The organism is Aeromicrobium sp. (assembly GCF_050700635.1).
Lineage (GTDB): Bacteria > Actinomycetota > Actinomycetes > Propionibacteriales > Nocardioidaceae > Aeromicrobium.
Map to the genome: position 1 here is coordinate 1 of NZ_JBOHDT010000104.1, position 20,060 is coordinate 20,060.

The following is a 20,060-nucleotide window of genomic DNA, read 5'->3' on the forward strand; positions in this document are numbered from 1 at the left end:
GATCAGGCCTGAGGGGTCAGACGACGCCGAGCAGGTTGCGGATCGGCTCGATCGCGAAGTACACGACGAATAGCGCCGCGACGACCCAGAGCAGCGGGTGCACCTCGCGCATCTTGCCGCGCACCGACTTGATCAGCACGTAGGTCACCATCCCGGCGCCGATCCCGACGGTGATGGAGTACGTGAACGGCATCAGCACGATCGTGAGGAACGCGGGGATCGCGATCTCCGGGTCGTCCCAGCCGATCTCGGTGACCTGGCTCATCATCAGGAAGCCCACGAGCACGAGTGCTGGGACGGCGGCCTCGTTGGGGATGTGCTGCACCAGCGGCGCGAAGAACGTCGAGAGCAGGAACAGCACTCCGGTGACGATGCTGGCCAGGCCGGTGCGCGCGCCGTCGCCGACGCCGGACGCCGACTCGATGTAGGACGTGTTGCTCGAGATGCCCGCGGCACCGCCGGCCGCCGCGGCCACGGAGTCGACGATGAGGATCCGCTGCGCACCCTCGGGAGCGCCGTCCTCGTCGTTGAGCTCAGCCTCCGCGCCGATGGCCGTCATCGTGCCCATCGTGTCGAAGAAGTCGGCAAGCATGAGCGAGAAGACCAGCAGCGCGACGGTGACGAAGCCGACCCGGTCGAGACCGCCGAGGAGCGAGAATTCACCTAGCAGCGAGAAGTCCGGCATCTGCACCAGGTCGTCCGGCCACGACGGGACGTTGAGGTTCCAGCCTTTCGACGTGGGGTCACCCTGGCTGCCCGGGGTCTTCGTGAACGTCTGCACGATGCCGGCGAGCACGGTCGTCGCGGCGATGCCGATCAGGATCGCGCCGGGCACGCCGCGCGTGTACAGGGCGATCATCAGCAGCAGCCCGATGCAGAACACGAGCACCGGCCAGCCGGACAGCTGACCACCGATGCCGAGCCCGACCGGCGGCGCCGCGATGCCGGACGTGCGCACGAACCCGGCGTCGACCAGGGCGATGAAGGTGATGAACAGACCGATGCCCACGGCGATCGCGATCTTGAGCTCGCGGGGCACGGCGTCGAACACGAGCTTGCGGAAGCCGGTGAGCACCAGAACCAGGATGATGAGGCCCTCCAGCACGACGAGACCCATCGCGTCGGCCCAGGTCATCTGACTGGCCACGGAGTAGGCGACGAACGCGTTGAGGCCCAGCCCGGTGGCCAGCGCGAGCGGGAAGTTCGCGACTGCGCCCATCAGGATCGTCAGCACGCCGGCCACCAGCGCGGTGACGACGGCGATCGTTTCGAAGCCGGAGCCGGGCTCGGACCCGCCACCCAGATAGTTGCCGTCCACGTCGGCGACGCCGGACAGGATGATCGGGTTGAGGACGATGATGTACGCCATCGTCAGGAACGTGACGACTCCTCCTCGCACCTCCCTCGCCACTGACGTCTCACGTTCGCTGATCTTGAAGTACGAGTCGATGAAGTTCGAGTCGAGGGTGACTGCCATGCGGGCAGCATGCCAGAACCGGTCAGGGGCTCTGTCGACGCCTTGCGGCCCAGACGGCCAGGAGACTCAGGATGCCGACCGCAACCACTGCGACGACAAGGTAGATCGGGACGCTCACCCCGTCGTTGTTCTCGCCCTCGTCACTCGCGACGCTCTCCTGGCTCTCCTCCTCGGCAGGCGGAGCCGACGAGGCCTCGGCGGCGGCCGGGCCGAACTGCACCCTGATCAGCGGGGAGTTCTCGCCCTCGCTGCCGATGATGAACGATGCTCCGTCGGGCTCCATCGCAATGGACTCGCCGTTCTCGACCTCCGGAACCGACAGTCGCTCGACTTCCGACCAGGTCTCGGGGTCGAACACGTGCACTGCTTCCCCCGTGCGGATCAACGCCTGCGAACCATCGGCCGTGAACGTGCCGTCCGAGGTGTCAACGGGGACCGGCTTGCCCAGGTCAGTGGCCCGGTTGTCACCGTTCCTGGTCAGATTCTTCGGCAGGGAGTACAGCGCTCCGGGCGCCTCCTCGTCCCTGCTGGCGAGGAACTTCTCGCCGGTGTTCGGGTGCACCAGGAATGACTCGATGTCGGCAGGGCCACCTTCGTAACTCACCGGGTACCGCTTCGCATTCACCGTGTGGTCGCCCGGGCCCGGCTCGGGAAATCTGTACAGCGCCGCGTCATCGCGCTCCCTGTCGTTGTCCCCGAGGTCGGCGACCCACATCCTCCCGTTGGAGTCGATGGTGATCGACTCGGTGTCCTCGACGGCTCCCCCGCGCACGCGCGTGGTACCGACGACGTTGCCGGTCGAGATCTCGATCGCGTACACGATCGGGTTGTCGCCATCGTTGATGGTGTACGCGAGGTCTTCGTGCTTCGGGCTGATGACCAGGCCGCTTGACTCATCGATCCGCGAGTCGCGGATCTCGCTGATCTCCTCCGAATCCTCAGCGACGGCTGCGACCGGGACCCACAGGGCGACGAGCGAGAGGGCGAGCAGGAGCGGTCTGAGAGTGCGACGCATGGCGAACATCATCGCAGGATGGTGCCCTACGACGGGCGAGAACGGCAACGGAAGAACAGCACGATGGCGATCGCGACGACCGCGACCAACCCGCCGATGATGTAAGGCGACACCCGCACGCCATCGGGCGACGGCAAGGTGGCGGGTGACGGTGATGCCTCCGGCGTGGGGGTCGCGGTGGCCGCTTCGGGGTCGAAGGCGATGCGGATCAATGCCGAGTTTCCACCCTCGCTGCCGATCAGGTACGAGCGTCCGGACGGCTCGATCGCGATGGTCTCACCCTGCTGCTGGTCCGGTAGGACATCCGTCCGGACCAGCTCCCAGGTCTCGGCGTCGCGCACCTCGGCGACCGGGTAGTTGCGCACCAGCACGTGGCGTCCGTCGGACGCATACGTAGCGTCGGTGGTGAAGGCCGGTGCGGTCCACGACGTCGCCGTGGCCACGTTCTTCGCGCTCTCGCGCAGCTTCTCGGGCAGGCGATGGACGAGCCCGCCGGTCGGCCCCTTCGACAGCAGCAGGGTTTCGCCGGTGTCGGGGTGCACGGCGATGGCCTCGACGTTCTGTGGACCGCGGTCGTACGACACCGGATAGCGCAGTGGTACGGCAGTGCCGTCGCCGCGGCCGGGCTCGTCGAGCGCATAGAGCGCCGCGTCGGCACGACTGTTGACGTTGTCACCGGTGTCGGCCACCCATAGCATGCCGTCGCGCAGAGCGAGGGCCTCGGTGTCCAGCCAGTTGGCCTGCACGCGCGTCGTTCCGACCACTTTGCCCGTCGAGATGCGGACGGCATAGACGATCGCCGCGTTGCCGGAGTCGTTGATCGTGTAGGCGAGGTCGTCGTGCCTGGTACTGACCGCCAATCCGCTCGACTCCCCGATCCGCGAGTCGTCGATCCGCGAGACGACGGTGGAGTCGACCGGCGGTTCCGGGCTGGTGGTCCCGTCCGCACGGCCCGCGATCGCGGCCACCAGGACGACGACGAGCAGGGCCACCAGGAGGCCCGGGATCAGCAACCTTCGGAAGCGGGGGTTCATCGTGGCTCAGCATGCCAGCAGGTCCGCTTGGAGCCACCCCGACGGGTACTCTGGCGTCGTGACCAAGGGCGGTGCGGACGACAGATCCGACGGCGGCGACTCGGCCGTGCGCGAGGGCGACGGTCCGGACACCATCGAGCGGAAGCTCGGTCACCGCGAGAGCGCCCGGCGCGAACGATCCGCCCGTCGCCACGAGCTCGGTCGTCCCGAGGTCACCGAGCTCGAGATCGGCAGCACCACCCACCGCGTCGCCGAGGTGGAGCCGATGGACGTCGACGGCGTCCGCACGATGACCGTCGGCACCATCGCCTGGGGCGTCCTCGCCGTGGCGATGCTGCCGTTCCTCGGCACGCTCGACAAGCTGGACCGCACCTGGTGGGTGTGGACGGCCGTGGCCGGGCTGGGACTCGGACTCATCGGCATCGAGTACTGCCGCCGGCGCCGCAACGCGCTGCACATGCGGCCGGGGCGTCGCAAGAAGGGCTAGGGCTCAGAGCGAGTCGACGTCGTCGACCTTGACGGTGTCGAAGACGTGCGACGGCAGCTCCTGCGGCGCGGCTGAGCGACTCAGCTTCGCGCCGGAGTGGGCGCCGCAGCCATGGGTGAACGCCACCACCTTGCCGTCGTCGTTGGCCATGCCGTTGGCGCAGAGGCCGAAGGTGTCCGAGAGCGGGCCGGCGAGGCTGATGAGGAACCCGCAGGAGTCGCAGGTGCCGGGGGCCTGCTCGGCGAGCGGGGTGTCAGGACCCTGGTCGCCCTCGTGCCAGCGCTGGGCGGCGAGGTCACGCCCCTCCAACGAGAGCACCCACTCGCGGCCGAGCCCGACCTCGCGGGCGAAGGCGCGATCGACGGTGTCCTGGTCGTCGCCGGCCGACCACGCCGGGGCCAGCCGCGCGTCGTCCTCCTCGGGCGGGAGGACGTCGCCGGGGCCGAGGTCGCCGGGCCGGAGCCGCTCCTTGTAGGGCGTCCACGGCGGAGCGACGATGGCCTCGTCGCCGGGCAGCAGCACGACGTCGTTGACCGTGACCTTCTCGTCGTCGGGCGCACGCGAGACGCTGACCGACCAGTACCAGCCGCGGTAGCCGGGCCGGGTGCACGCGAAGTGGTGCGCGACCAGTCCGTCGCCCTCGTCGACGGAGCGCAAGTGGTCTCCGACGGTTCCGTCGTCGGCCGCCTCGTTCGCGGCGCCGCGGGCGACGTCGACGGCGGAGGTCAGCACAGCGTCGGTGGTCATGCCTCGATTGTCGCCCATGTCCCGGCCTGCACCAGTCACGGGGTGAGGCAGGATGACGTCATGGAGGAGAACGATCGACCCGGACCCCCCGGACCGGACCCTCCCCCTTCTCCGTTCCCGGAGTCCGATACCCGCGGGAGCCGCCTCCATCGGGCCCGACGCATCTCCGAAGGAGCCGGTCGCCTGATCGCCCGCGGAAGCAGCTCGGCATTCCTCGGGGCCCGACGATTCACCCACTCTGGTGGTGCCGGCGAGAGCGGTCTCGCGCGTCTGCTCGAGCTGCACGTGTTCAACACCGCCGGCGACGCTGCCGTGGCCGTCTCGCTCGCCGGCACGCTCTTCTTCACCGTCCCCACGGAGCAGGCAAGCAGCCAGGTCGCGCTGTTCCTCGTGCTGACGATGTTGCCGTTCGCCATCGTCGCGCCACTCATCGGGCCGTTCCTCGACCGGTTCCGGCGGGGACGCCGGTGGGCAATCGGCACCACGCTCGCGGTGCGCGCGTTCTGCTGCTGGGTGCTCGCCAGTGCGGTGGTCGAGGAGTCGGCGACCTTCTACCTGGCCGCGCTGGGCGTCCTGGTGTCGTCCAAGGCGTACGGCGTCACCCGAGCGGCGGCCGTGCCGCGCCTTCTCCCGGCGGAGTTCACGCTGGTCAAGGCCAACTCACGCATCTCGCTCACCGGCACGGCGGCGGCGGCGATCTCCGCGCCGCTCGCCGTCGGCGCGGCCGCCATCGGTGCCCCGTGGGCCCTGCGGTACGCGGCCGTGCTGTTCGTCATCGGCACGATCCTGGCGATCCTGTTGCCCGCACGTGTCGACTCCAGCGCCGGCGAGGAACAGGTCGACATCGCCGGCCGGCGGCACGGCATCACCGTCTCCCGCGACGTCGTCAACGCCCTGCGCAGCAACGCGGGCCTGCGCCTGCTCACCGGGTTCCTCACCATCTTCATGGCCTTCGTCCTGCGCGAGCCGCCCGACTCGATGGGCTGGGGCGGCAACGCCACCGTGCTGATGGCTCTCGTCATCGGCGCGGCCGGCCTGGGCAACATCCTGGGCGTCGTCATCGGCAACTGGGCCAAGTCGCACCGCCCGGAGCGGGTCGTGCTGGCGGTCCTGGTGCTCGACGTCGCGGTGCTCGTCGTGGCGGCCGTGTTGTTCAAGTGGCCGATCGCGGTGGTGCTCGGCCTCACCGCCGGGCTGTGCCAGTCGCTGGGCAAGCTCAGTCTCGACGCCCTCATCCAGCGCGACGTCGGCGAAGAGGTCCGCACCAGCATGTTCGCCCGGTCGGAGACGCTGCTGCAGCTGTCGTGGGTGATCGGCGGCCTGCTGGGGATCGGCCTGTTCACGCTCGACGTGTCGGCACCGCTCGGCATGGTGATCACCGCGGTCATCCTGCTCGGCTGGGCCTCGTTCGTCATGGCGCGGGCCATCAAGGGACCGACGCCGGCACCCGGACCCGTCACGCAATGACCAGCGAGCTGAGTCAGACCGTGATGAACGAGCGCATGCCCACTGCGCCGATGTCGATGCCCTCGTTGAAGAAACGGATGTCCTCGTCGTCCTCGAGCAAGCTCAGCGACGCCACCATCGGCCGGTAGTGGTCGTCGGTCGGCACGGCGATGCGCGCCTCCGCCCACGTGCCATAGGGGTCGAGCAGCTGGTCGGTCCGACGCTCGCGCAATGCGTCGGCGGAGTCGGTGTCGAACTGCTCCGCCCAGTCCCACGGGTCGCCGCCGCCCCACTTGACCCGCCCGAGCGCGTGCACGATGTTGCCGCTGCCGATGAAGAGCACGCCGCGGTGGCGCAGCGACCGGAGACGTGAGTACAGCTCGTACAGCTGGGGCAGCGGCATCGCATAGTCGATGCTGACTTGCAGCACCGGCATCTCCGGCGCCGGCGCGAGGTGCTTGAGCACCGACCAGGTGCCGTGGTCAAGGCCCCACTGGGCGTCCAGCTGCGCTTCGTACTCCTCGAGCTGGCGCGACAGGATGCGCGCGACCTCGGCGTCGCCGACCGTCGGGTAGTCGACGCGATAGAGCTCGTCGGGGAACCCGCCGAAGTCGTGGATCACGCGGTTGCGCGGGGCGTCGGTGATGCGCGTCGAGCCCGGCGTGAGCCAGTGGGCGCTGACGACCACGATCGCCTGCGGCTCCGGCAGCTCGTGACCGACCTGCGCCCACGTTCGGGTGAACTCGTTGTCGGAGATCGCGTTCATCGGGTTGCCGTGCCCGACGAAGAGCACGGGCATGCGCTCACTGGGCGTCAGCCGTCCTTCGAGGTCGGCGAGCGAGTAGTCCGTCATGGGCCAACACCTAACTAGTAGATCATTCAACCATCCTACCCGACGTTCATGACGAGTATCGTCCGCTCCATGCGCCTCGCTGAACGGCTCGGGCTCGAGCATCCCGTCGTTCAGGCCGGAATGGGAGGGGGCATCGCCGGCGCCCGGCTCGCCGGCGCGGTCTCCGCAGCGGGCGGGCTGGGAACGGTGGGAATCCTGCCCCCGGCGCAGTTCCGCACCGAGCTGGAGCGCGTCCGCGATCTCGCGCCGGGCAAGCCGTTCTCGGCGAACCTCCTCGTTCCGTTCATGAGGCGGGCCCACGTGGAGGCGTGCGTCGAGGCCAGAGTCGCCGCCGTCGTGTTCCACGCGGGCCTCAGCCGAGCGGCCATCACACAGCTCCGAGGAGCCGGCGTGATCGTGCTCCAGACGGTGGGGACGCAGCAGGAAGCCCTCCAGGCGCTCGACGCCGGAGTCGACGGCTTGATCGCGCAGGGCGTGGAGGCCGGGGGTCACCTCGTCGGCGTCGAGCCTGCCCTCCGGACGCTCTCACAGGTGTTGGCAGTCGCCGCCTACACGCCGGTGCTCGTAGCCGGCGGCATCGCCGACCGAGACGACACGAGGCGTGCCCTCGATGCAGGCGCCGACGGCGTGGTCGCCGGCACCCGTTTCCTGCTCACCGAGGAGTGCGACGCCCATCCCGGATACCAGCAGCGCGTGCTCGCGGCGGACCGGACATTGCGGACCATGCTGTTCGGTCTGGGCTGGCCGATGCCGCACCGCGTGGTGCCCAACGCGGCGACCGAGCGCTGGTGCCGACGCGACGACCGTGGACCCCGAGCCGTCATCGCCCTGGAGCGACTCTCGAGTCCCCTCGCCCGTCTTCCCATGTCCATCACAGGCCGGACCGTCAAGACCCAGGATCCCCGCGTCCCGTTGTTCGGGCCCGCCACACCACTGGCCGGCATGCCTGACCGCCTGGTGGACTCGAGCGCGCTTTACGCGGGCGAGACCGCCTTGCGCATCGACGCGATCGTGCCCGCTGCACGGGCCGTGGCGCTGCTCGCGGGCTGAGTCAGCCGTCCAGCTCGGTGGCCAGGGCGCGGAGCAGCTGCGCGACCGGCTTGGCGGCCTTGTGGTCGGGGTGACGTCCGTGCCGGTACCCCTCGCCGATGCTGTCGAGGAGACGGATGAGGTCCTCGACGATGGTGACCATGTCCTCGGGTGGCTTGCGACGCGCTTGTGCCTGGGAACGCGAGACCGACCCGACCGGCTCGAGAATGCGCACCTGCAGGACCTGATCGCCGCGGCGTCCCTGCGCGATGCCGAACTCCACCCGTGCTCCGGACTTGAGGCTCGTGACGCCCTCGGGAAGAGCGTCGGCGCGCACATAGACGTCGCCGCCGTCGTCCTGGGTCAGGAACCCGAATCCCTTGTCGGCGTCGTACCACTTCACTTTGCCCGTGGGCATGGCGTTTCCTCACGTACTCGTTGGCGCTTGCGGCTCCCCACCCTAGCGGGGCGGTGATTTCGGTCGCTTCTCGAAGGTCGACTCGATCGACTGGAACCCCTTGTGACGCTGTGACTTCGCGTATCCGGTGTAGGCCTTGATGTCGGCTTCGGTCGGCGAGACGTTGTCGGTGAACGGCGTGAGCAGAGCGCGGGGGTAGAGGCGGCGGCGAAGCACCACGTTGATCTCGAAGCCGAGGACGACCATCAGAGCCGCAACATAGAGGAACGCCACCAGCCCGAGCACGAGTGCGAACGTCTTGTTCATCTCGCTCGCCGGCGCGATGACCCTCGTGACGAATGCGTTGCCGACGAGCTGCAGCAGCTGCCACAGCACCGAGACCACCAGCGCGCCCGGCAGGACCGATCGGGTCGACGCTCGTCCGCCGCTGACCAGTCGGAACAGCCCGATGAAGATCAGCGAGGTGAACACGAAGCCGACGATGCGGATCGCCCAGCCGAGATCTCCCGCGTCGACGCCGATCGCGTCCGGGTTGGCCAGCACCGAGGAGACGACCGCCGTCGCGAGGATGCCAAGCCCGGCGAAGGCGAGCAGCGCCAGGCTGCGCAGGCGCTGCATCACCGCATTCGTCCGGCTGTTCCGCGGCACTGCCCACGTGACGTGTGCGGCGTTCTGGGCGGCCTGCCCGAGGTTGAGCGACCCGTAGATCGCGGCGAGCGCGCCCACGATGATGGCCGACGCGCTGCCCTGCAGCCCTTCCGGCCGCCCGAGCTGATCACCCACGATGGGGAACTGACCCAGCGCAGTGTCGAGAAGCCGGTCGCGAAGCTCCGGGTCGCCCTGCAGGAAGAAGCCGAGAATCGAGGTCGAGATGAGCAGCAGGGGGAAGATCGCGATGAAGGCGTAGAAGGAGATGATCGCGGCGAGAAACGCGCCCTGGTCATCGAAGTACTTGTAGATGACGGCGATCGGGAAGCCCACGACCGGTTTGCGTCGCTGGAACCGGTCGGCCTTGTGGACGGCGTTCATGGGCTGGGTAGTCATGGAAGATACGGCTCGATGGCCACGGCGACGGCCTCGAACCGCGCGCGGTCGAGCACTGCTCCTTCGCGGCGGACCGCCTCCGGGTCGATGGGGATGAAACGGTCCAGACGCACCTCGCTGGGAAGTCCCCGGTCGTCCCACGGGCCCGCGCCGATGTCGAACCAGTAGCGACCCTCCTGAGCTTCCTGCTTGGAGTCGACGTCATGGTCCTGCGACGTCATCATCAGGGCGAACAAACGACCGTCCGCACGCCCGATGAGCAGAACCGGCCGGTCCTTGCCCTGGCTCGGATCGTCCTCGTAGGGCACCCACGTCCAGACGACCTCACCCGGGTCGGGCTGCCCGTCCGGATGCGGGTCATACGTGATCTCCACGCCGTCAGCCTGCCACAGCGCCTGCAGTCGCTGAGGGAGCGCGACCGTGTCTCACGCGTGATACCTTGTGACCATGGGCACCGTGAACGTGCGCGAGCTGCGCAACCATGGCGGCGAGGTGCTCGACCGAGTCGCCGCCGGGGAGGTCATCATCGTGGAACGTTCCGGAAAGCCGGTCGCGCAGCTCACGCGGTTGCCGCGCCCGGGGTTGAGCACCGCGGAGCTCATCGAACGCATGAGGCATCTGCCACCCGTCGACTACGACGCCATGCGCCGAGAGCTCGACGAGATTCTCGATCCATCGTTGTGACCAACCATCAGATCGCCTTGGTCGACACGTCGGCACTCATCATGCTTGCGACGCTCGATCCTGAGTCGATCCCACAGGATCTTCGCATCAGCGCCGTCAGCCTGGCTGAGCTCTCCGTGGGGCCATTGGTGGCCGCCACCGATTCCGAGCGCGCGGAACGTCAGACTCGGCTCCAGGTGATCGAGGCCCTGTTCGATCCCTTACCCTTCGATGCGGCCGCGGCCCGCACATTCGGGCGAGTCGCAGCAGCATTTCGCGCGCGTGGCCGGAAGGCGTCTGCCCGCACGTACGACGCGATGATCGCGGCCACTGCGCTCACGCATGGGCTCCCGCTGGTCACGGCCAACGCGAAGGACTTCGAGGGGATCGACGGCTTGGAGATCATTGCCGTCTGACCCTTCGACGAGTTCAGTCCTCGTCGAACTCGGGGAGCTCGCGTTTCATGACCTTGCCGGTGGGGTTGCGAGGCAGCTCGTCGAGGAACCTGGTCTTGCGGGGCACGGCGAACCTGGCTACGCGCTCCTTGGCGTAGTCGACGACGTCGTCATGCTCGAGGGACGCTCCGTCCTTCGTCACGACGTACGCGGCGAGAGCCTGACCCCAGTCCTTGTCGTCGATGCCGACGACCACCACGTCGGCGATGTCGTCATGACCGATGAGGACGTCCTCGAGCTCACGGGGGAAAACGTTCTCGCCACCGGAGATGACCATGTCGTCGTCGCGGCCGGACACGAACAGGCGGCCGTCCTCGTCGAAGTGACCAAGGTCGCCGGTGCTCATCAGGTTGTCGGCGAACTCCTTGGTGTTGCCGTCGGTGTACCCGCCGAACGGCATGTCGTTGGCGACGTAGATGGTGCCGGTCTCGCCCGCCTCGACCTCCTTGCCGTCCTTCAGGATGCGCACAGTCGTGTGCCACGGCGGACGCCCGGCCGTGCCGGGCGCGGCTCGCAGGTCCTCGGGCGACGCGATCGTGACCCAGCCCGTCTCGGTGGCACCGTAGAAGTTGTAGACAGAGTCGGTGAACGTGTCCATGTAGTTGGTGGCGAGCTCACCGGCGAGGGCGGAACCGCTGGCCGCGGTGATGCGCAGGCTCGACACGTCGAACTTCTCGACCAGATCCGGGTCGGCGTCGACGAGACGCTGCATCATCAGCGGCACGACGACCAGGGCCTCCGCCTTGTGCTCGTCGATGTCCTGGAGCACCTGCTCGGCCCTGAACCGTCGGCGCATCACATACGTCGGCACCGTCGAAAGACCGAAGCCGAAGTTGATGAGTCCCCAGGAGTGGAACAGCGGCGCTGCCAGCACCACCGTGGAGTTGCTGCGGTACGGGATCGCGCCGAAGAAGGCGACCAACGGGTCGAGACCGTCGGGTTCCTCGCGCTTCGCCCCCTTCGGCAGCCCGGTGGTGCCCGAGGTGAAGATGACGACCGAGCCACGCTTCTCCGGCTTCGACATCGACTTCGGCGACTGGCCGGCGATGAGGTCCGAGATCGTCGTGATCCTCTGGTCGCCTGCGTCGGTCCAGGCGAGAATCAGCTGGTCGTCGTCGACCTTCTCGGCGACCGACAGGAACTCCTCGTCGAGGATGATGAACTTCGCGCCCTCGCGCGTCGCCAGCTCCTGCAGCTGTGAGCCGCTAGCCATCGTGTTCAGCAGCAGCACCCGGCCGCCGACCTGCATGATCGCGATCATCGACATCACGATGTAGCGGTGGTTGCGAGCCAGAAGGGCCACCGAGTCGCCCGGCTCGACGCCACGCTCCTGGAGCCCGCGGGCGAGCTGGTTGACCTGATCCCGCATCTCGGACCAGGTGATCTCGCCGAGGTCGTCGATGATGGCCGTCTGATGAGGGGAACGTGTGGCGGCCGCCGAGACCGCCGCCGGAAAGCCCGGCCCCCACTTCTTCAGTGCGTACCCGGCGAGCGCCAGCTTGTGCGGCAGCTGCAGCTTCACGAGCCCGATCTGGCGGAACACCTTCAGGCGGTACGCAAGATCACTCATCACTGCTCCTTACCGGGGTCGGGACACCGGCACTGTAACAGCGAGTGACAGGGTCGGCAGCGCCAGTGGGAGAGGCCGGATGACCGGCGGTCAGGTCTGCTCGGCGTCGAGCCTCTCGACATGGGCCGCCACCTGCGCGTAGCGCGGCGACGAGACCGGCAGAACATGAAGCGCGCGTTCCCAGACCTCGAAGTCGTCGCGCCCGTGGCCGGTGTCGGCGAACGACAGAAGCGCGTCGGCGTCGTCGCCGGCGAGGAGGGCCGAGCGCACGTGCATGTGCAGGCTGTCGCGCAGCTGCTCGACCGCGGGCGCGACGGATGCCGGGAGCACCGGGCCGCGGTAGGTGGCGACGGCACGGCGGAGGTGCCCGGCCGCGAGGTGGTCGCGCACCAGCGCGACGTCCGTCTTCACGGCGTTGCGAAGCCGGTACGGGCGGGAGGCCAGCTCCAGCGGACCGATGACACTGCGCAGCCGGGAGACCTCGGCACGGATCGTGACCTGAGCGTGCTCATCCTCGCTGAGACCGATCGCAAGCTCGGCCGACGTGAGTCCGTCAGGAGCCAGCGCGATCAGCAGCAGCAGCTCGCTGTGCCGCAAGCTGAGCCTCGACGTCGTCGCGCCACAGTGGAGCACGGCACCGTGGCCGCCGAGCACGTCGAGGCTCGGCATCGTCCACTCCCCCGTGCTGAACGTCGACGGCGTCCGCAGCTTGAGCCGTTCGATCCGCAGCTCGGCCTCGACTGCAGCGACGGTGGCACGCACGAGGTTGAGGCTTTGCATGGTGGCGACCTCAGGGCCGCCGGTGAGATCCAGCACGCCGAGGACGGCGCCGGTGTCGGGGTCGTGGATGGGAGCGGCCGAGCAGCTCCACGGCGTGACCGGACGGGCCAGGTGCTCAGGTCCGAAGATCTGCACCGGACGATCGAGCGCGAGCGCGGTGCCCGGCGCGTTGGTGCCGGCGCTGGCTTCGGTCCAGTCGGCGCCCGGCATGAAGTGCATGCCCTCGGCGCGTGTGCGCAGCGAGTGCGAGCCCTCCACCCAGAGCAGCTGACCGGCCGCGTCGCTCACGGCGACGACCAGACCAGCCTCACCTGCACTGTCGATGAGGAGGCGGCGGATGACGGGCATGCCGGTGGCCAACGGGTGCGCGGCGCGGATCTCGGCCAGGGCGTCCTCGTCGAGACGGAGCGCGGCGAGCGAGTGCTCCGGATCCATGCCGCCGTCGAGGCTGCGCAGCCATGAGTCGAGCACGAGCGGACGAAGCGTCGGGTCTGCGCGGCCGGACGTGACGAACTCGTCGTGAGCTCGGTAGAGATGTCGTGTCAACAGCGCCGGGTCGGCGCCCGGAGGGATCGCCGCGTCGGGGGTTCGACCCATGCGCGGGAGTCTACGTCACCGTGATGGCGGTCACAGACCTCAGTCGGGTGGGCCCGTTCTAGGCATCGCGACGCAGGAGCAACCAGGTGCTGAGGGCGAGGAGGAGCGCGACGAAGACCGCCAACACCAGCCCGCCGCCCACCGGGCCGAACGGGATGATCCCGAAGATCTCGAGCATGCGGCCGACCGAGATTCGCGTGTACATCTGGCCACCGGCGTCGTAGGGCAGGAACTTCACGAGGGTCGCGATGCCGCCCTTCGACGTCGGATCATCAGATGACACCTTGATGGCCAGCACGATGGTCTTGAGGATCGACTCCATGACGGTGGGGATCAGCAGAACCAGAGCGACGGCCACCGTCTGGTTGCGGGTGAGCGTGGCGATCGCCAGTCCCGAGAGGGCGAACAAGGTGGTGAACAGGACGATGCCCACGGTGAGGTCGCGCCAGCCGGCGAACGAGGGTGGGCCGACGCCGAACATGGCGCCGCTGAGCAGCGCGAGCAGGCTGCAGACGAAGGCCACGACGGCCGCGATCACCGCGATCGTGACGACCTTCGCGGCCAGCACCGCAACCCGGCTCCGGAGCGCGGTGAGCGTCGCGCGGATCATGCCGTGGCGGTACTCGTGGCCCATGGAGAAGACCCCCAGCAGACCCATGACGTAGGCGATGAACAGCGGCGCGGCACCCAGGGAGGCGCCGATGGTGGCGAGGATCGCGAACGCATCGTCACCACCAGAGAGCGGGCCCGACTCCGGGTACAACCCGGCGATCAGCATGGAGACCAGCAGCTGGAACACCAGGGCGATCCCGATCAGCCAGTAGGTCGAGCGGATGGTGCGCAAACGTACAATCTCGTACCGCAGGGCGTCGATCACTGGGTCATCCCCCGGAACTCCTCTTCGTCGCCGGTGGCGCTGAGGAAGGCCTCCTCGAGCGTGGCCTGTCGGGTGGCGAGCTGGTGCAGCCGCGCTCCGAGCTCGTGGGCCGCATCGCCGATCGCAACGGCGTCCAGCCCGGTGACGGTGACGGTGCTCCCCGATCCGGTGACGGTGGCGCCGCGGTCCTCGAGGGCCGGGACCAGCGTGGCCAGGTCGGGCGAGCTCAGCTCGACCGTGCCGAGGCCGCTCGCGGACACGAACTCAGCCACGGGGCCGTTGGCGACGAGGCGTCCCCGGCCGATGACCACGAGTTCATCGGCCAGCACGGCCATCTCCTGCAGGAGGTGGCTGGAGACGAACACGGACCTGCCCTCACCGGCCAGGTGCTTGAGCAAGGTGCGCAGCCAGGTGATGCCCTGCGGGTCGAGGCCGTTGCTCGGCTCGTCGAGCAGGAGCGTGTGCGGGTCGCCGAGGAGGGCCGCGGCGATGCCGAGTCGCTGACCCATGCCCAGGCTGAACTTCTTGGGCCGGCCGCGGGCGACGGACTCGAGCCCGACCATCGAGATCACCTCGTCGACCCGCATCGACGAGATGCCGTTGGCGGCGGCGAGCATCCTCAGGTGGTCCTCGGCCCTCCGGGTGGGGTGGAACGGCTTGGCCTCCAGCAGCGCACCCACGTGCTTCATCGGATGGTCCAACTCGTTGAACGGCTTCCCGTCGAACAGGGTGCGACCCTCGCCGTGGTCGAGTCCGAGCATCAGTCGCATCGTCGTGGACTTGCCGGACCCGTTGGGGCCGAGGAATCCGGTGACGCTTCCCGGTCGCACGGTGAAGTCGAGCCCGTCCACGGCGCGCTTCGGCCCATAGGACTTCCCGAGCCCGCGGGCTTCGATCAATGACATGGGTCCCAGCCTGACAGGTGGGCCACAAGCAGTGGGCAGCTACCCTCGGCCGCTGCTCTTGCGGGCTTGACGCGACAGCGAGTCGATGGTGACCGCCAGCAGGAGCACGGCACCGGTGACCATGAAGCGGATCTCGGCATCGACGCCGATCAGGTTCAGCCCGCTGGTGATGGACTGCAGGACGAGCATGCCGAACAGCGCCGCGTAGGCCGAGCCGCGTCCGCCAAAGAGGCTGGTGCCGCCGATGACCGCCGCGGCGATCGCCATCAGGTTGGTGTCGGTGCCGCCGCTGGACTGGGCGACCGACTGCAGACGGGCGGCGGCGAGCACACCACCGACGGCCGCGAAACCCGAGCACAGGGCGAAGATCGAGAGGTAGACGCGGTTGACCGCGATGCCCGCGCGCCGTGACGCTTCCTCGTTCCCGCCGACGGCGAACACGTGACGTCCCCAGGTGGTGCGGCGCAAAAGCAGGTCCATCACCACGATCGTCAGGACCCACAGCAACGGCATCCACCCGATCCCACGGTCGAGGTTCAGGTAGTAGGCACCGGCGGCGATCGCGCCGGTGATGAGCGCCGCCTTCACGGCCACGCTGCGCACCGTCGGAGCAGACAGGTTGGCTGCCGCGCGTCGTCGGATGGTGGCCGCGCGGAACGCGAAGTACGCGACGCCGGCGACGACCGCGAGCACGTACGAGACGACAGGGTGCAGGAACTTGAAGTTCGCGAAGTCGACGAGCCAGGAGTTCACGGGCAGGTTCACGGTGCCCCTGCTGCCGAGCACCAGCAGCTGCAGGCCGAGGAACGCCAGCAGGCCGGCCAGCGTGATGACGAAGCTCGGCACCCCGAACCGCGTGAACAGCAGTCCATACAAGACGCCGATCGCCAGACCGGAGGCAACCGCGGCAAGGATCGCCGCCGGGAGCGGCCAGTCCTGGTAGACGAGCAGCACCGCGAGGATGGACCCGGCGACGCCGCTCACCGACCCGATCGACAGGTCGATCTCCCCCAGCAGCAGCACCAGGACGACGCCGACCGAGATCATGCCGATGGTCGCGGAGTCGAGGCTCAGCTCGACCAGGTTTCGCGACGACAGGAACCGCGGGTTCTGGGTGTAGAAGATCACCCAGATGATCACCAGTCCGACGATCACCGGAGTCATGCCCAGGTCGCCCGAGCGCATGCGTCGCACGAAGTTGTCGAGCATGGCCCGTGGCGAGGAGTCCTCGACGAGACGCTCGTCGGCGCGGTCGAGTGAAGTGGTCATGACCGGGGGCCTTCCGTCGCCGGTTCCCCGGGTTCGTCCTCGGCGGCCGACTCCTGGCCTCGCGCGGCGCGTTGGGTGACCACGTTGTCGGACGCGCCGGTGATGGCGGCGACGAGCTGCTCGGTGGTGACGTCGTCGATTGAGAACTCGGCCCCGTTCTGTCCGAGTCTGAGCACGTAGATGCGGTCGGCGACGGCCTGGACGTCGGCCATGTTGTGACTGATGAGCACCACCCCGAGGCCCCGGCTGCGCAGGCGTTCGACGAGGTTGAGCACCTCTGCCGTCTGCTCGACCCCCAGCGCGGCCGTCGGCTCGTCTAGCATCACGACCTTCGGATCACCGACCAGGCTGCGGGCGATCGCGACGGTCTGACGCTGCCCACCGGAGAGCGAGGCGATCGCGATTCGCACCGACGGGATCTTCGCCGACAGCTGGCGCAACAGCTTCCAGGACCGCTTCTCCATCTCGACCTCGTCCAGGGTGCCACCGTTGGTGTGCTCCTGGCCGAGGTACAGGTTGGCGACGACGTCGAGGTTGTCGCACAGGGCGAGGTCCTGGAACACGGTCGCGATACCGAGCTCCTTGGCCTCCTTCGGGCCGTTGACGGTGACCGGCTTGCCGTCGAAGACCATCTGACCCTCGTCTGCGCCGTACACACCGGCCATGATCTTGACGAGGGTTGACTTGCCGGCGCCGTTGTCGCCCACCAGGGCGACGACCTCACCGGGATGAACGTCGATCGCGACGTCCTTGAGCGCCTGCACCGCGCCGAACCGCTTCCCTATGCCGATCATCGAGAGCACCGGGGCTGTCTCCGTGGCTGTCGTCATGATCCGATCATGGACCCTTTCTCGACCTGGATGGGGCAGGAAACGGGACCGGGAGAAGTTCCCGGCCCCGCTCCTGATCGGATCAGCTGAGACCGGCGTCCGCGCAGGCGTCCTCAAAGTCGGCGGTGCAGATGTCCTCGACCTTGTAGAAGCCGTCGGCGACCACCGTGTCGTTGACGTTGTCCTGCGTGACGACCACCGGGTCGAAGATGAAGGACTTGACGCCCTGGAAGTCGGTCGTGCCCGTGACTTCGTCACCGTTGACGAGCTTCACGGCCGTCTCCGCGGCCTTGTCGGCCTCGATCTTGATCGGCTTGTAGATCGTCATGTGCTGCTCTCCGGCGACGATGCGCTGGATGGCAGCGAGCTCGGCATCCTGACCGGTGACCGGCGGCATCTCCTTGACGCCCGCCGATCGCAGCGCCGCGATGACGCCACCGGCCTGACCGTCGTTGGCGGCGTAGACGCCGGCGAGGTCCTGGGGATCGATGTTGTTGAGCTGGCTGCTCGTGAACTTCTGGGCGTTGTCAGGGCTCCAGTCCGGGTTGTCGTACTCGGCGGCGATCTTCAGACCGCTCTCGTCGAGGACGCTGTGCGCACCCTCCTTGAACTGCGCGGCGTTCGGGTCGGTCGGGGCTCCGTTGAGCATCAGGATGTCGCCCTTGTCGCCGGTGGCCTCCACGAGTGCCTCGGCCTGCTTCTGCCCGACGACCTCGTTGTCGAAGGAGAGGTAGTAGTCGGCGCCCTCGACGAAGCGGTCATAGGCGACGACCGGGACGTCCGACTGCTGCGCGGACTTGACCGCGCCGGCGGCGGCCTTGCCGTCGACCGGGTCGAGCACCAGCACCGCGGCGCCGTCGGTGATGGCCGACTGGGCCTGCTGCTGCTGCTTCGAGGCGTCCTGGTCGGCGTTGAGGTAGTTGACCGTGCAGTCCGAGCACAGCTCCTCAACCTTCTTCTCGAACAGCGGTCGGTCGAAGGCCTCGTAGCGAGTCGTCTTGGACTCCGGCAGCAGCAGCGCGATGGTCTTGCTCTCGTCGCCGCCGCCACCACCTTCGTTGGCGCCGCAGGCGGCCAGGGCCCCCAACGACAGGACAGCGGCGACCGTCAGGACGGCCGCACGAGCGATGTTGTTCATCAAATCCTCCAGGAGCTTTCCGGACGCACCCGCGTGCGCCGACGTTTTGCTCAGTGTTGCCGGTCACAGGATTGCCGTCAAGACTTGAACGCAAATCTTCTCAAAAGCGGTGCCTGCCTGCATTTTGTCGCCATGTCTTGACCATTCAGCACGCATCGGTCACAGTGTCCCCATGTCTGCCCCGGGTTCGACCGCGTCGTTGCGCACGGCGAACCAGCACCGCGTCGTCGAGGCGATCCGGGCCGGGAACGAGCTCAGCCAGGCGGAGATCTCGCGGCTGACCGAGCTGGCCCCGGCCACGGTCTCCAACATCGTCCGCGTCCTGTCGACCGCGGGCTTTCTCGAGCAGACCGCCGGTGCCGGTCGTCGTGGTGCCACCGTGCGCATCGCCCGGAGCGCCGGGCTGGTCGCCGGCGTCGACTTCGGCCACTCCCACGTCCAGGTCTCGCTCGGCGACCTCGCCGGGCAGGTCATCGCCACGAAGCTCCGCCCGCTCGACAACGACCACGCGCACGAGGACGGCCTCGACCTGGCCCGCACGTTGCTCGACGGTCTGCTGGCTAAGCAACCGTCGACGCACGGCCCCATCCGGGCGGTCGGCGTCGGCCTGCCGGCACCGATCGGCCGCGGCGGGGTCATCGACTCCGGCTCGATCCTTCCCGGCTGGGTCGGCGTCCAGGCCGCCGAGGCCGCGACGAAGGCCTTCGGCGTCCCGACGATCGCCGACAACGACGCCAACCTCGGCGCGCTGGCCGAGTCCCGGGTCGGAGCCGGCGTGGGCGTGTCGTCGATGGTGTACATCAAGATCGCCTCCGGCGTCGGCGCGGGCATCGTGCTCGACGGGCGCGTCTACAGGGGCGGGTTCGGCACGGCGGGCGAGATCGGCCACATGACGATGGACGAGAACGGTCCGCTCTGCCGATGCGGAAGCCGGGGCTGCCTCGAGGCTTACGTCGGTGGCTCGTCACTCGTCAAGCAGCTCGAGTCACTTCAGCCCGACATCACCATGGTCGGCCTCGTGGAGCTCGCGCGGGCCGAGGACGTCGGCGCCCGCCGGCTGATCGAGGATGCCGGTCGCTATCTCGGCCGTGCCGTCGCCATCGTGGCCAACCTCATCGGGCCAGAGATCATCGTCGTGGGCGGTGACCTCGCCACCGCGGGCGACCTGCTGCTCGACGGAGTCGGCGACGGGCTGCGTCGATACGCGCTCGAGCCCGTGGAGCGCGAGATCCGCGTGACCCGCGCCGCCCTCGGCGACCAGTCCTCCGCCGTCGGCACCATCCTCCTCGCCCTCGACGCCGTCGAGCTCCCGTCCTGACTCGCCGAGTGGCGCAACCTGTACCACGAGTGGCGCAGTTTGGTGCGACACGCCGTCTCGAAACCGCCTTGTTGCGCCACTCGCGGTCGGGTTTGCGCCACTGGGTGT

The 20,060-nt window shown here is 68.5% G+C and carries 21 protein-coding genes; 6 read left to right on the forward strand and 15 right to left on the reverse strand.

The window, feature by feature from the left end; all coding sequences use genetic code 11:
- Nucleotides 1–16 precede the first annotated feature (16 nt).
- From ACRDPN_RS08125 to ACRDPN_RS08135, 3 genes are read right to left on the reverse strand one after another with little or no spacing between them, the layout of a single operon-like run.
- Nucleotides 17–1,477 carry an NCS2 family permease gene (locus ACRDPN_RS08125; RefSeq protein WP_431446910.1) on the reverse strand — a complete coding sequence of 487 codons (1,461 nt, stop codon included), beginning with the start codon at nucleotides 1,475–1,477 and terminating at the stop codon, nucleotides 17–19.
- 22 nt (nucleotides 1,478–1,499) lie between these two features.
- Nucleotides 1,500–2,492 carry a hypothetical protein gene (locus ACRDPN_RS08130; protein WP_431446911.1) on the reverse strand — a complete coding sequence of 331 codons (993 nt, stop codon included), beginning with the start codon at nucleotides 2,490–2,492 and terminating at the stop codon, nucleotides 1,500–1,502.
- 26 nt (nucleotides 2,493–2,518) lie between these two features.
- Nucleotides 2,519–3,526, reverse strand: a complete 1,008-nt coding sequence (locus tag ACRDPN_RS08135; protein WP_431446912.1) for a hypothetical protein — start codon at nucleotides 3,524–3,526, stop codon at nucleotides 2,519–2,521.
- Between the two features lie 58 nt (nucleotides 3,527–3,584).
- On the opposite strand from ACRDPN_RS08135, the gene ACRDPN_RS08140 reads away from it, so the two are divergent.
- Entirely contained in the window at nucleotides 3,585–4,013 is a 429-nt protein-coding gene (locus ACRDPN_RS08140; protein WP_431446913.1) for a DUF2530 domain-containing protein, read from the forward strand.
- A gap of 3 nt (nucleotides 4,014–4,016) precedes the next feature.
- Here ACRDPN_RS08140 and ACRDPN_RS08145 read toward each other — a convergent pair whose 3' ends face one another.
- On the reverse strand, nucleotides 4,017–4,760 hold the full coding sequence (locus ACRDPN_RS08145) for a DUF3027 domain-containing protein (protein WP_431446914.1): 744 nt from the start codon (nucleotides 4,758–4,760) through the stop codon (nucleotides 4,017–4,019).
- Between the two features lie 60 nt (nucleotides 4,761–4,820).
- On the opposite strand from ACRDPN_RS08145, the gene ACRDPN_RS08150 reads away from it, so the two are divergent.
- Nucleotides 4,821–6,227, forward strand: a complete 1,407-nt coding sequence (locus ACRDPN_RS08150) for an MFS transporter (protein ID WP_431446915.1) — start codon at nucleotides 4,821–4,823, stop codon at nucleotides 6,225–6,227.
- A 13-nt stretch (nucleotides 6,228–6,240) separates the two neighbouring features.
- Here the strand turns inward: ACRDPN_RS08150 and ACRDPN_RS08155 are convergent, their stop codons facing one another.
- Nucleotides 6,241–7,059 carry a dioxygenase family protein gene (locus ACRDPN_RS08155; protein ID WP_431446916.1) on the reverse strand — a complete coding sequence of 273 codons (819 nt, stop codon included), beginning with the start codon at nucleotides 7,057–7,059 and terminating at the stop codon, nucleotides 6,241–6,243.
- A 69-nt stretch (nucleotides 7,060–7,128) separates the two neighbouring features.
- Here ACRDPN_RS08155 and ACRDPN_RS08160 point away from each other — a divergent pair, with 69 nt between their 5' ends.
- Nucleotides 7,129–8,109 (forward strand): NAD(P)H-dependent flavin oxidoreductase, encoded by a 981-nt coding sequence (locus tag ACRDPN_RS08160; RefSeq protein WP_431446917.1) that lies wholly within the window; start codon nucleotides 7,129–7,131, stop codon nucleotides 8,107–8,109.
- A 1-nt stretch (nucleotide 8,110) separates the two neighbouring features.
- On the opposite strand, the gene ACRDPN_RS08165 is transcribed toward ACRDPN_RS08160, so the two are convergent.
- Genes ACRDPN_RS08165 through ACRDPN_RS08175 form a run of 3 tightly spaced genes read right to left on the reverse strand, consistent with a single transcriptional unit; the run spans nucleotide 8,111 to nucleotide 9,924 of the window.
- A complete protein-coding gene (locus tag ACRDPN_RS08165) occupies nucleotides 8,111–8,506 on the reverse strand; it encodes a cold-shock protein (protein ID WP_431446918.1) in 396 nt (131 codons plus the stop codon).
- Nucleotides 8,507–8,548: 42 nt separating this feature from the next.
- On the reverse strand, nucleotides 8,549–9,550 hold the full coding sequence (locus ACRDPN_RS08170) for a YihY/virulence factor BrkB family protein (protein WP_431446919.1): 1,002 nt from the start codon (nucleotides 9,548–9,550) through the stop codon (nucleotides 8,549–8,551).
- The gene (locus tag ACRDPN_RS08175; protein ID WP_431446920.1) at nucleotides 9,547–9,924 is read right to left on the reverse strand and encodes a type II toxin-antitoxin system PemK/MazF family toxin; all 378 of its coding nucleotides are present in this window, start codon (nucleotides 9,922–9,924) and stop codon (nucleotides 9,547–9,549) included. The genes ACRDPN_RS08170 and ACRDPN_RS08175 overlap by 4 nt, the downstream gene beginning before the upstream one ends.
- A 73-nt stretch (nucleotides 9,925–9,997) precedes the next feature.
- Between ACRDPN_RS08175 and ACRDPN_RS08180 the strand changes: the two genes are divergently transcribed.
- Both ACRDPN_RS08180 and ACRDPN_RS08185 read left to right on the forward strand, forming a co-directional pair.
- Complete coding sequence (locus ACRDPN_RS08180; protein ID WP_431446921.1) at nucleotides 9,998–10,234, forward strand: type II toxin-antitoxin system Phd/YefM family antitoxin; 237 nt, start codon at nucleotides 9,998–10,000, stop codon at nucleotides 10,232–10,234.
- On the forward strand, nucleotides 10,231–10,629 hold the full coding sequence (locus tag ACRDPN_RS08185) for a type II toxin-antitoxin system VapC family toxin (protein ID WP_431446923.1): 399 nt from the start codon (nucleotides 10,231–10,233) through the stop codon (nucleotides 10,627–10,629). Before ACRDPN_RS08180 ends, ACRDPN_RS08185 begins: the two co-directional genes overlap by 4 nt.
- Nucleotides 10,630–10,642: 13 nt before the next feature.
- On the opposite strand, the gene ACRDPN_RS08190 is transcribed toward ACRDPN_RS08185, so the two are convergent.
- From ACRDPN_RS08190 to ACRDPN_RS08220, 7 genes are all read right to left on the reverse strand, one after another.
- On the reverse strand, nucleotides 10,643–12,238 hold the full coding sequence (locus ACRDPN_RS08190) for an AMP-binding protein (RefSeq protein ID WP_431446924.1): 1,596 nt from the start codon (nucleotides 12,236–12,238) through the stop codon (nucleotides 10,643–10,645).
- A 90-nt stretch (nucleotides 12,239–12,328) separates the two neighbouring features.
- Nucleotides 12,329–13,615: a GAF domain-containing protein gene (locus ACRDPN_RS08195; protein WP_431446925.1), complete on the reverse strand. Its 1,287-nt coding sequence runs from the start codon at nucleotides 13,613–13,615 to the stop codon at nucleotides 12,329–12,331.
- A 58-nt stretch (nucleotides 13,616–13,673) separates the two neighbouring features.
- On the reverse strand, nucleotides 13,674–14,492 hold the full coding sequence (locus tag ACRDPN_RS08200) for an ABC transporter permease (RefSeq protein WP_431446927.1): 819 nt from the start codon (nucleotides 14,490–14,492) through the stop codon (nucleotides 13,674–13,676).
- On the reverse strand, nucleotides 14,489–15,397 hold the full coding sequence (locus ACRDPN_RS08205; RefSeq protein WP_431446928.1) for an ATP-binding cassette domain-containing protein: 909 nt from the start codon (nucleotides 15,395–15,397) through the stop codon (nucleotides 14,489–14,491). Before ACRDPN_RS08205 ends, ACRDPN_RS08200 begins: the two co-directional genes overlap by 4 nt.
- A 39-nt stretch (nucleotides 15,398–15,436) precedes the next feature.
- Nucleotides 15,437–16,666 (reverse strand): sugar ABC transporter permease, encoded by a 1,230-nt coding sequence (locus ACRDPN_RS08210; RefSeq protein WP_431446929.1) that lies wholly within the window; start codon nucleotides 16,664–16,666, stop codon nucleotides 15,437–15,439.
- Complete coding sequence (locus tag ACRDPN_RS08215) at nucleotides 16,663–17,496, reverse strand: ATP-binding cassette domain-containing protein (protein WP_431446930.1); 834 nt, start codon at nucleotides 17,494–17,496, stop codon at nucleotides 16,663–16,665. The genes ACRDPN_RS08210 and ACRDPN_RS08215 overlap by 4 nt, the downstream gene beginning before the upstream one ends.
- Nucleotides 17,497–17,578: 82 nt before the next feature.
- Entirely contained in the window at nucleotides 17,579–18,634 is a 1,056-nt protein-coding gene (locus tag ACRDPN_RS08220) for a sugar ABC transporter substrate-binding protein (protein ID WP_431446931.1), read from the reverse strand.
- Nucleotides 18,635–18,806: 172 nt separating this feature from the next.
- Here ACRDPN_RS08220 and ACRDPN_RS08225 point away from each other — a divergent pair, with 172 nt between their 5' ends.
- Nucleotides 18,807–19,952 (forward strand): ROK family transcriptional regulator, encoded by a 1,146-nt coding sequence (locus ACRDPN_RS08225; RefSeq protein ID WP_431446932.1) that lies wholly within the window; start codon nucleotides 18,807–18,809, stop codon nucleotides 19,950–19,952.
- Nucleotides 19,953–20,060 lie beyond the last annotated feature (108 nt).

What these genes read in the sequence shown, in the direction of transcription:
- ACRDPN_RS08220 (WP_431446931.1), bottom strand. Translation starts at nt 18,634, where the DNA reads ATGAACAACATCGCTCGTGCGGCCGTCCTGACGGTCGCCGCTGTCCTG.
- ACRDPN_RS08190 (WP_431446924.1), bottom strand. Translation starts at nt 12,238, where the DNA reads ATGAGTGATCTTGCGTACCGCCTGAAGGTGTTCCGCCAGATCGGGCTC.
- ACRDPN_RS08145 (WP_431446914.1), bottom strand. Translation starts at nt 4,760, where the DNA reads ATGACCACCGACGCTGTGCTGACCTCCGCCGTCGACGTCGCCCGCGGC.
- ACRDPN_RS08150 (WP_431446915.1), top strand. Translation starts at nt 4,821, where the DNA reads ATGGAGGAGAACGATCGACCCGGACCCCCCGGACCGGACCCTCCCCCT.
- ACRDPN_RS08160 (WP_431446917.1), top strand. Translation starts at nt 7,129, where the DNA reads ATGCGCCTCGCTGAACGGCTCGGGCTCGAGCATCCCGTCGTTCAGGCC.
- ACRDPN_RS08170 (WP_431446919.1), bottom strand. Translation starts at nt 9,550, where the DNA reads ATGACTACCCAGCCCATGAACGCCGTCCACAAGGCCGACCGGTTCCAG.
- ACRDPN_RS08225 (WP_431446932.1), top strand. Translation starts at nt 18,807, where the DNA reads ATGTCTGCCCCGGGTTCGACCGCGTCGTTGCGCACGGCGAACCAGCAC.
- ACRDPN_RS08125 (WP_431446910.1), bottom strand. Translation starts at nt 1,477, where the DNA reads ATGGCAGTCACCCTCGACTCGAACTTCATCGACTCGTACTTCAAGATC.
- ACRDPN_RS08135 (WP_431446912.1), bottom strand. Translation starts at nt 3,526, where the DNA reads ATGAACCCCCGCTTCCGAAGGTTGCTGATCCCGGGCCTCCTGGTGGCC.
- ACRDPN_RS08205 (WP_431446928.1), bottom strand. Translation starts at nt 15,397, where the DNA reads ATGTCATTGATCGAAGCCCGCGGGCTCGGGAAGTCCTATGGGCCGAAG.
- ACRDPN_RS08130 (WP_431446911.1), bottom strand. Translation starts at nt 2,492, where the DNA reads ATGCGTCGCACTCTCAGACCGCTCCTGCTCGCCCTCTCGCTCGTCGCC.
- ACRDPN_RS08180 (WP_431446921.1), top strand. Translation starts at nt 9,998, where the DNA reads ATGGGCACCGTGAACGTGCGCGAGCTGCGCAACCATGGCGGCGAGGTG.
- ACRDPN_RS08195 (WP_431446925.1), bottom strand. Translation starts at nt 13,615, where the DNA reads ATGGGTCGAACCCCCGACGCGGCGATCCCTCCGGGCGCCGACCCGGCG.
- ACRDPN_RS08215 (WP_431446930.1), bottom strand. Translation starts at nt 17,496, where the DNA reads ATGACGACAGCCACGGAGACAGCCCCGGTGCTCTCGATGATCGGCATA.
- ACRDPN_RS08165 (WP_431446918.1), bottom strand. Translation starts at nt 8,506, where the DNA reads ATGCCCACGGGCAAAGTGAAGTGGTACGACGCCGACAAGGGATTCGGG.
- ACRDPN_RS08155 (WP_431446916.1), bottom strand. Translation starts at nt 7,059, where the DNA reads ATGACGGACTACTCGCTCGCCGACCTCGAAGGACGGCTGACGCCCAGT.
- ACRDPN_RS08210 (WP_431446929.1), bottom strand. Translation starts at nt 16,666, where the DNA reads ATGACCACTTCACTCGACCGCGCCGACGAGCGTCTCGTCGAGGACTCC.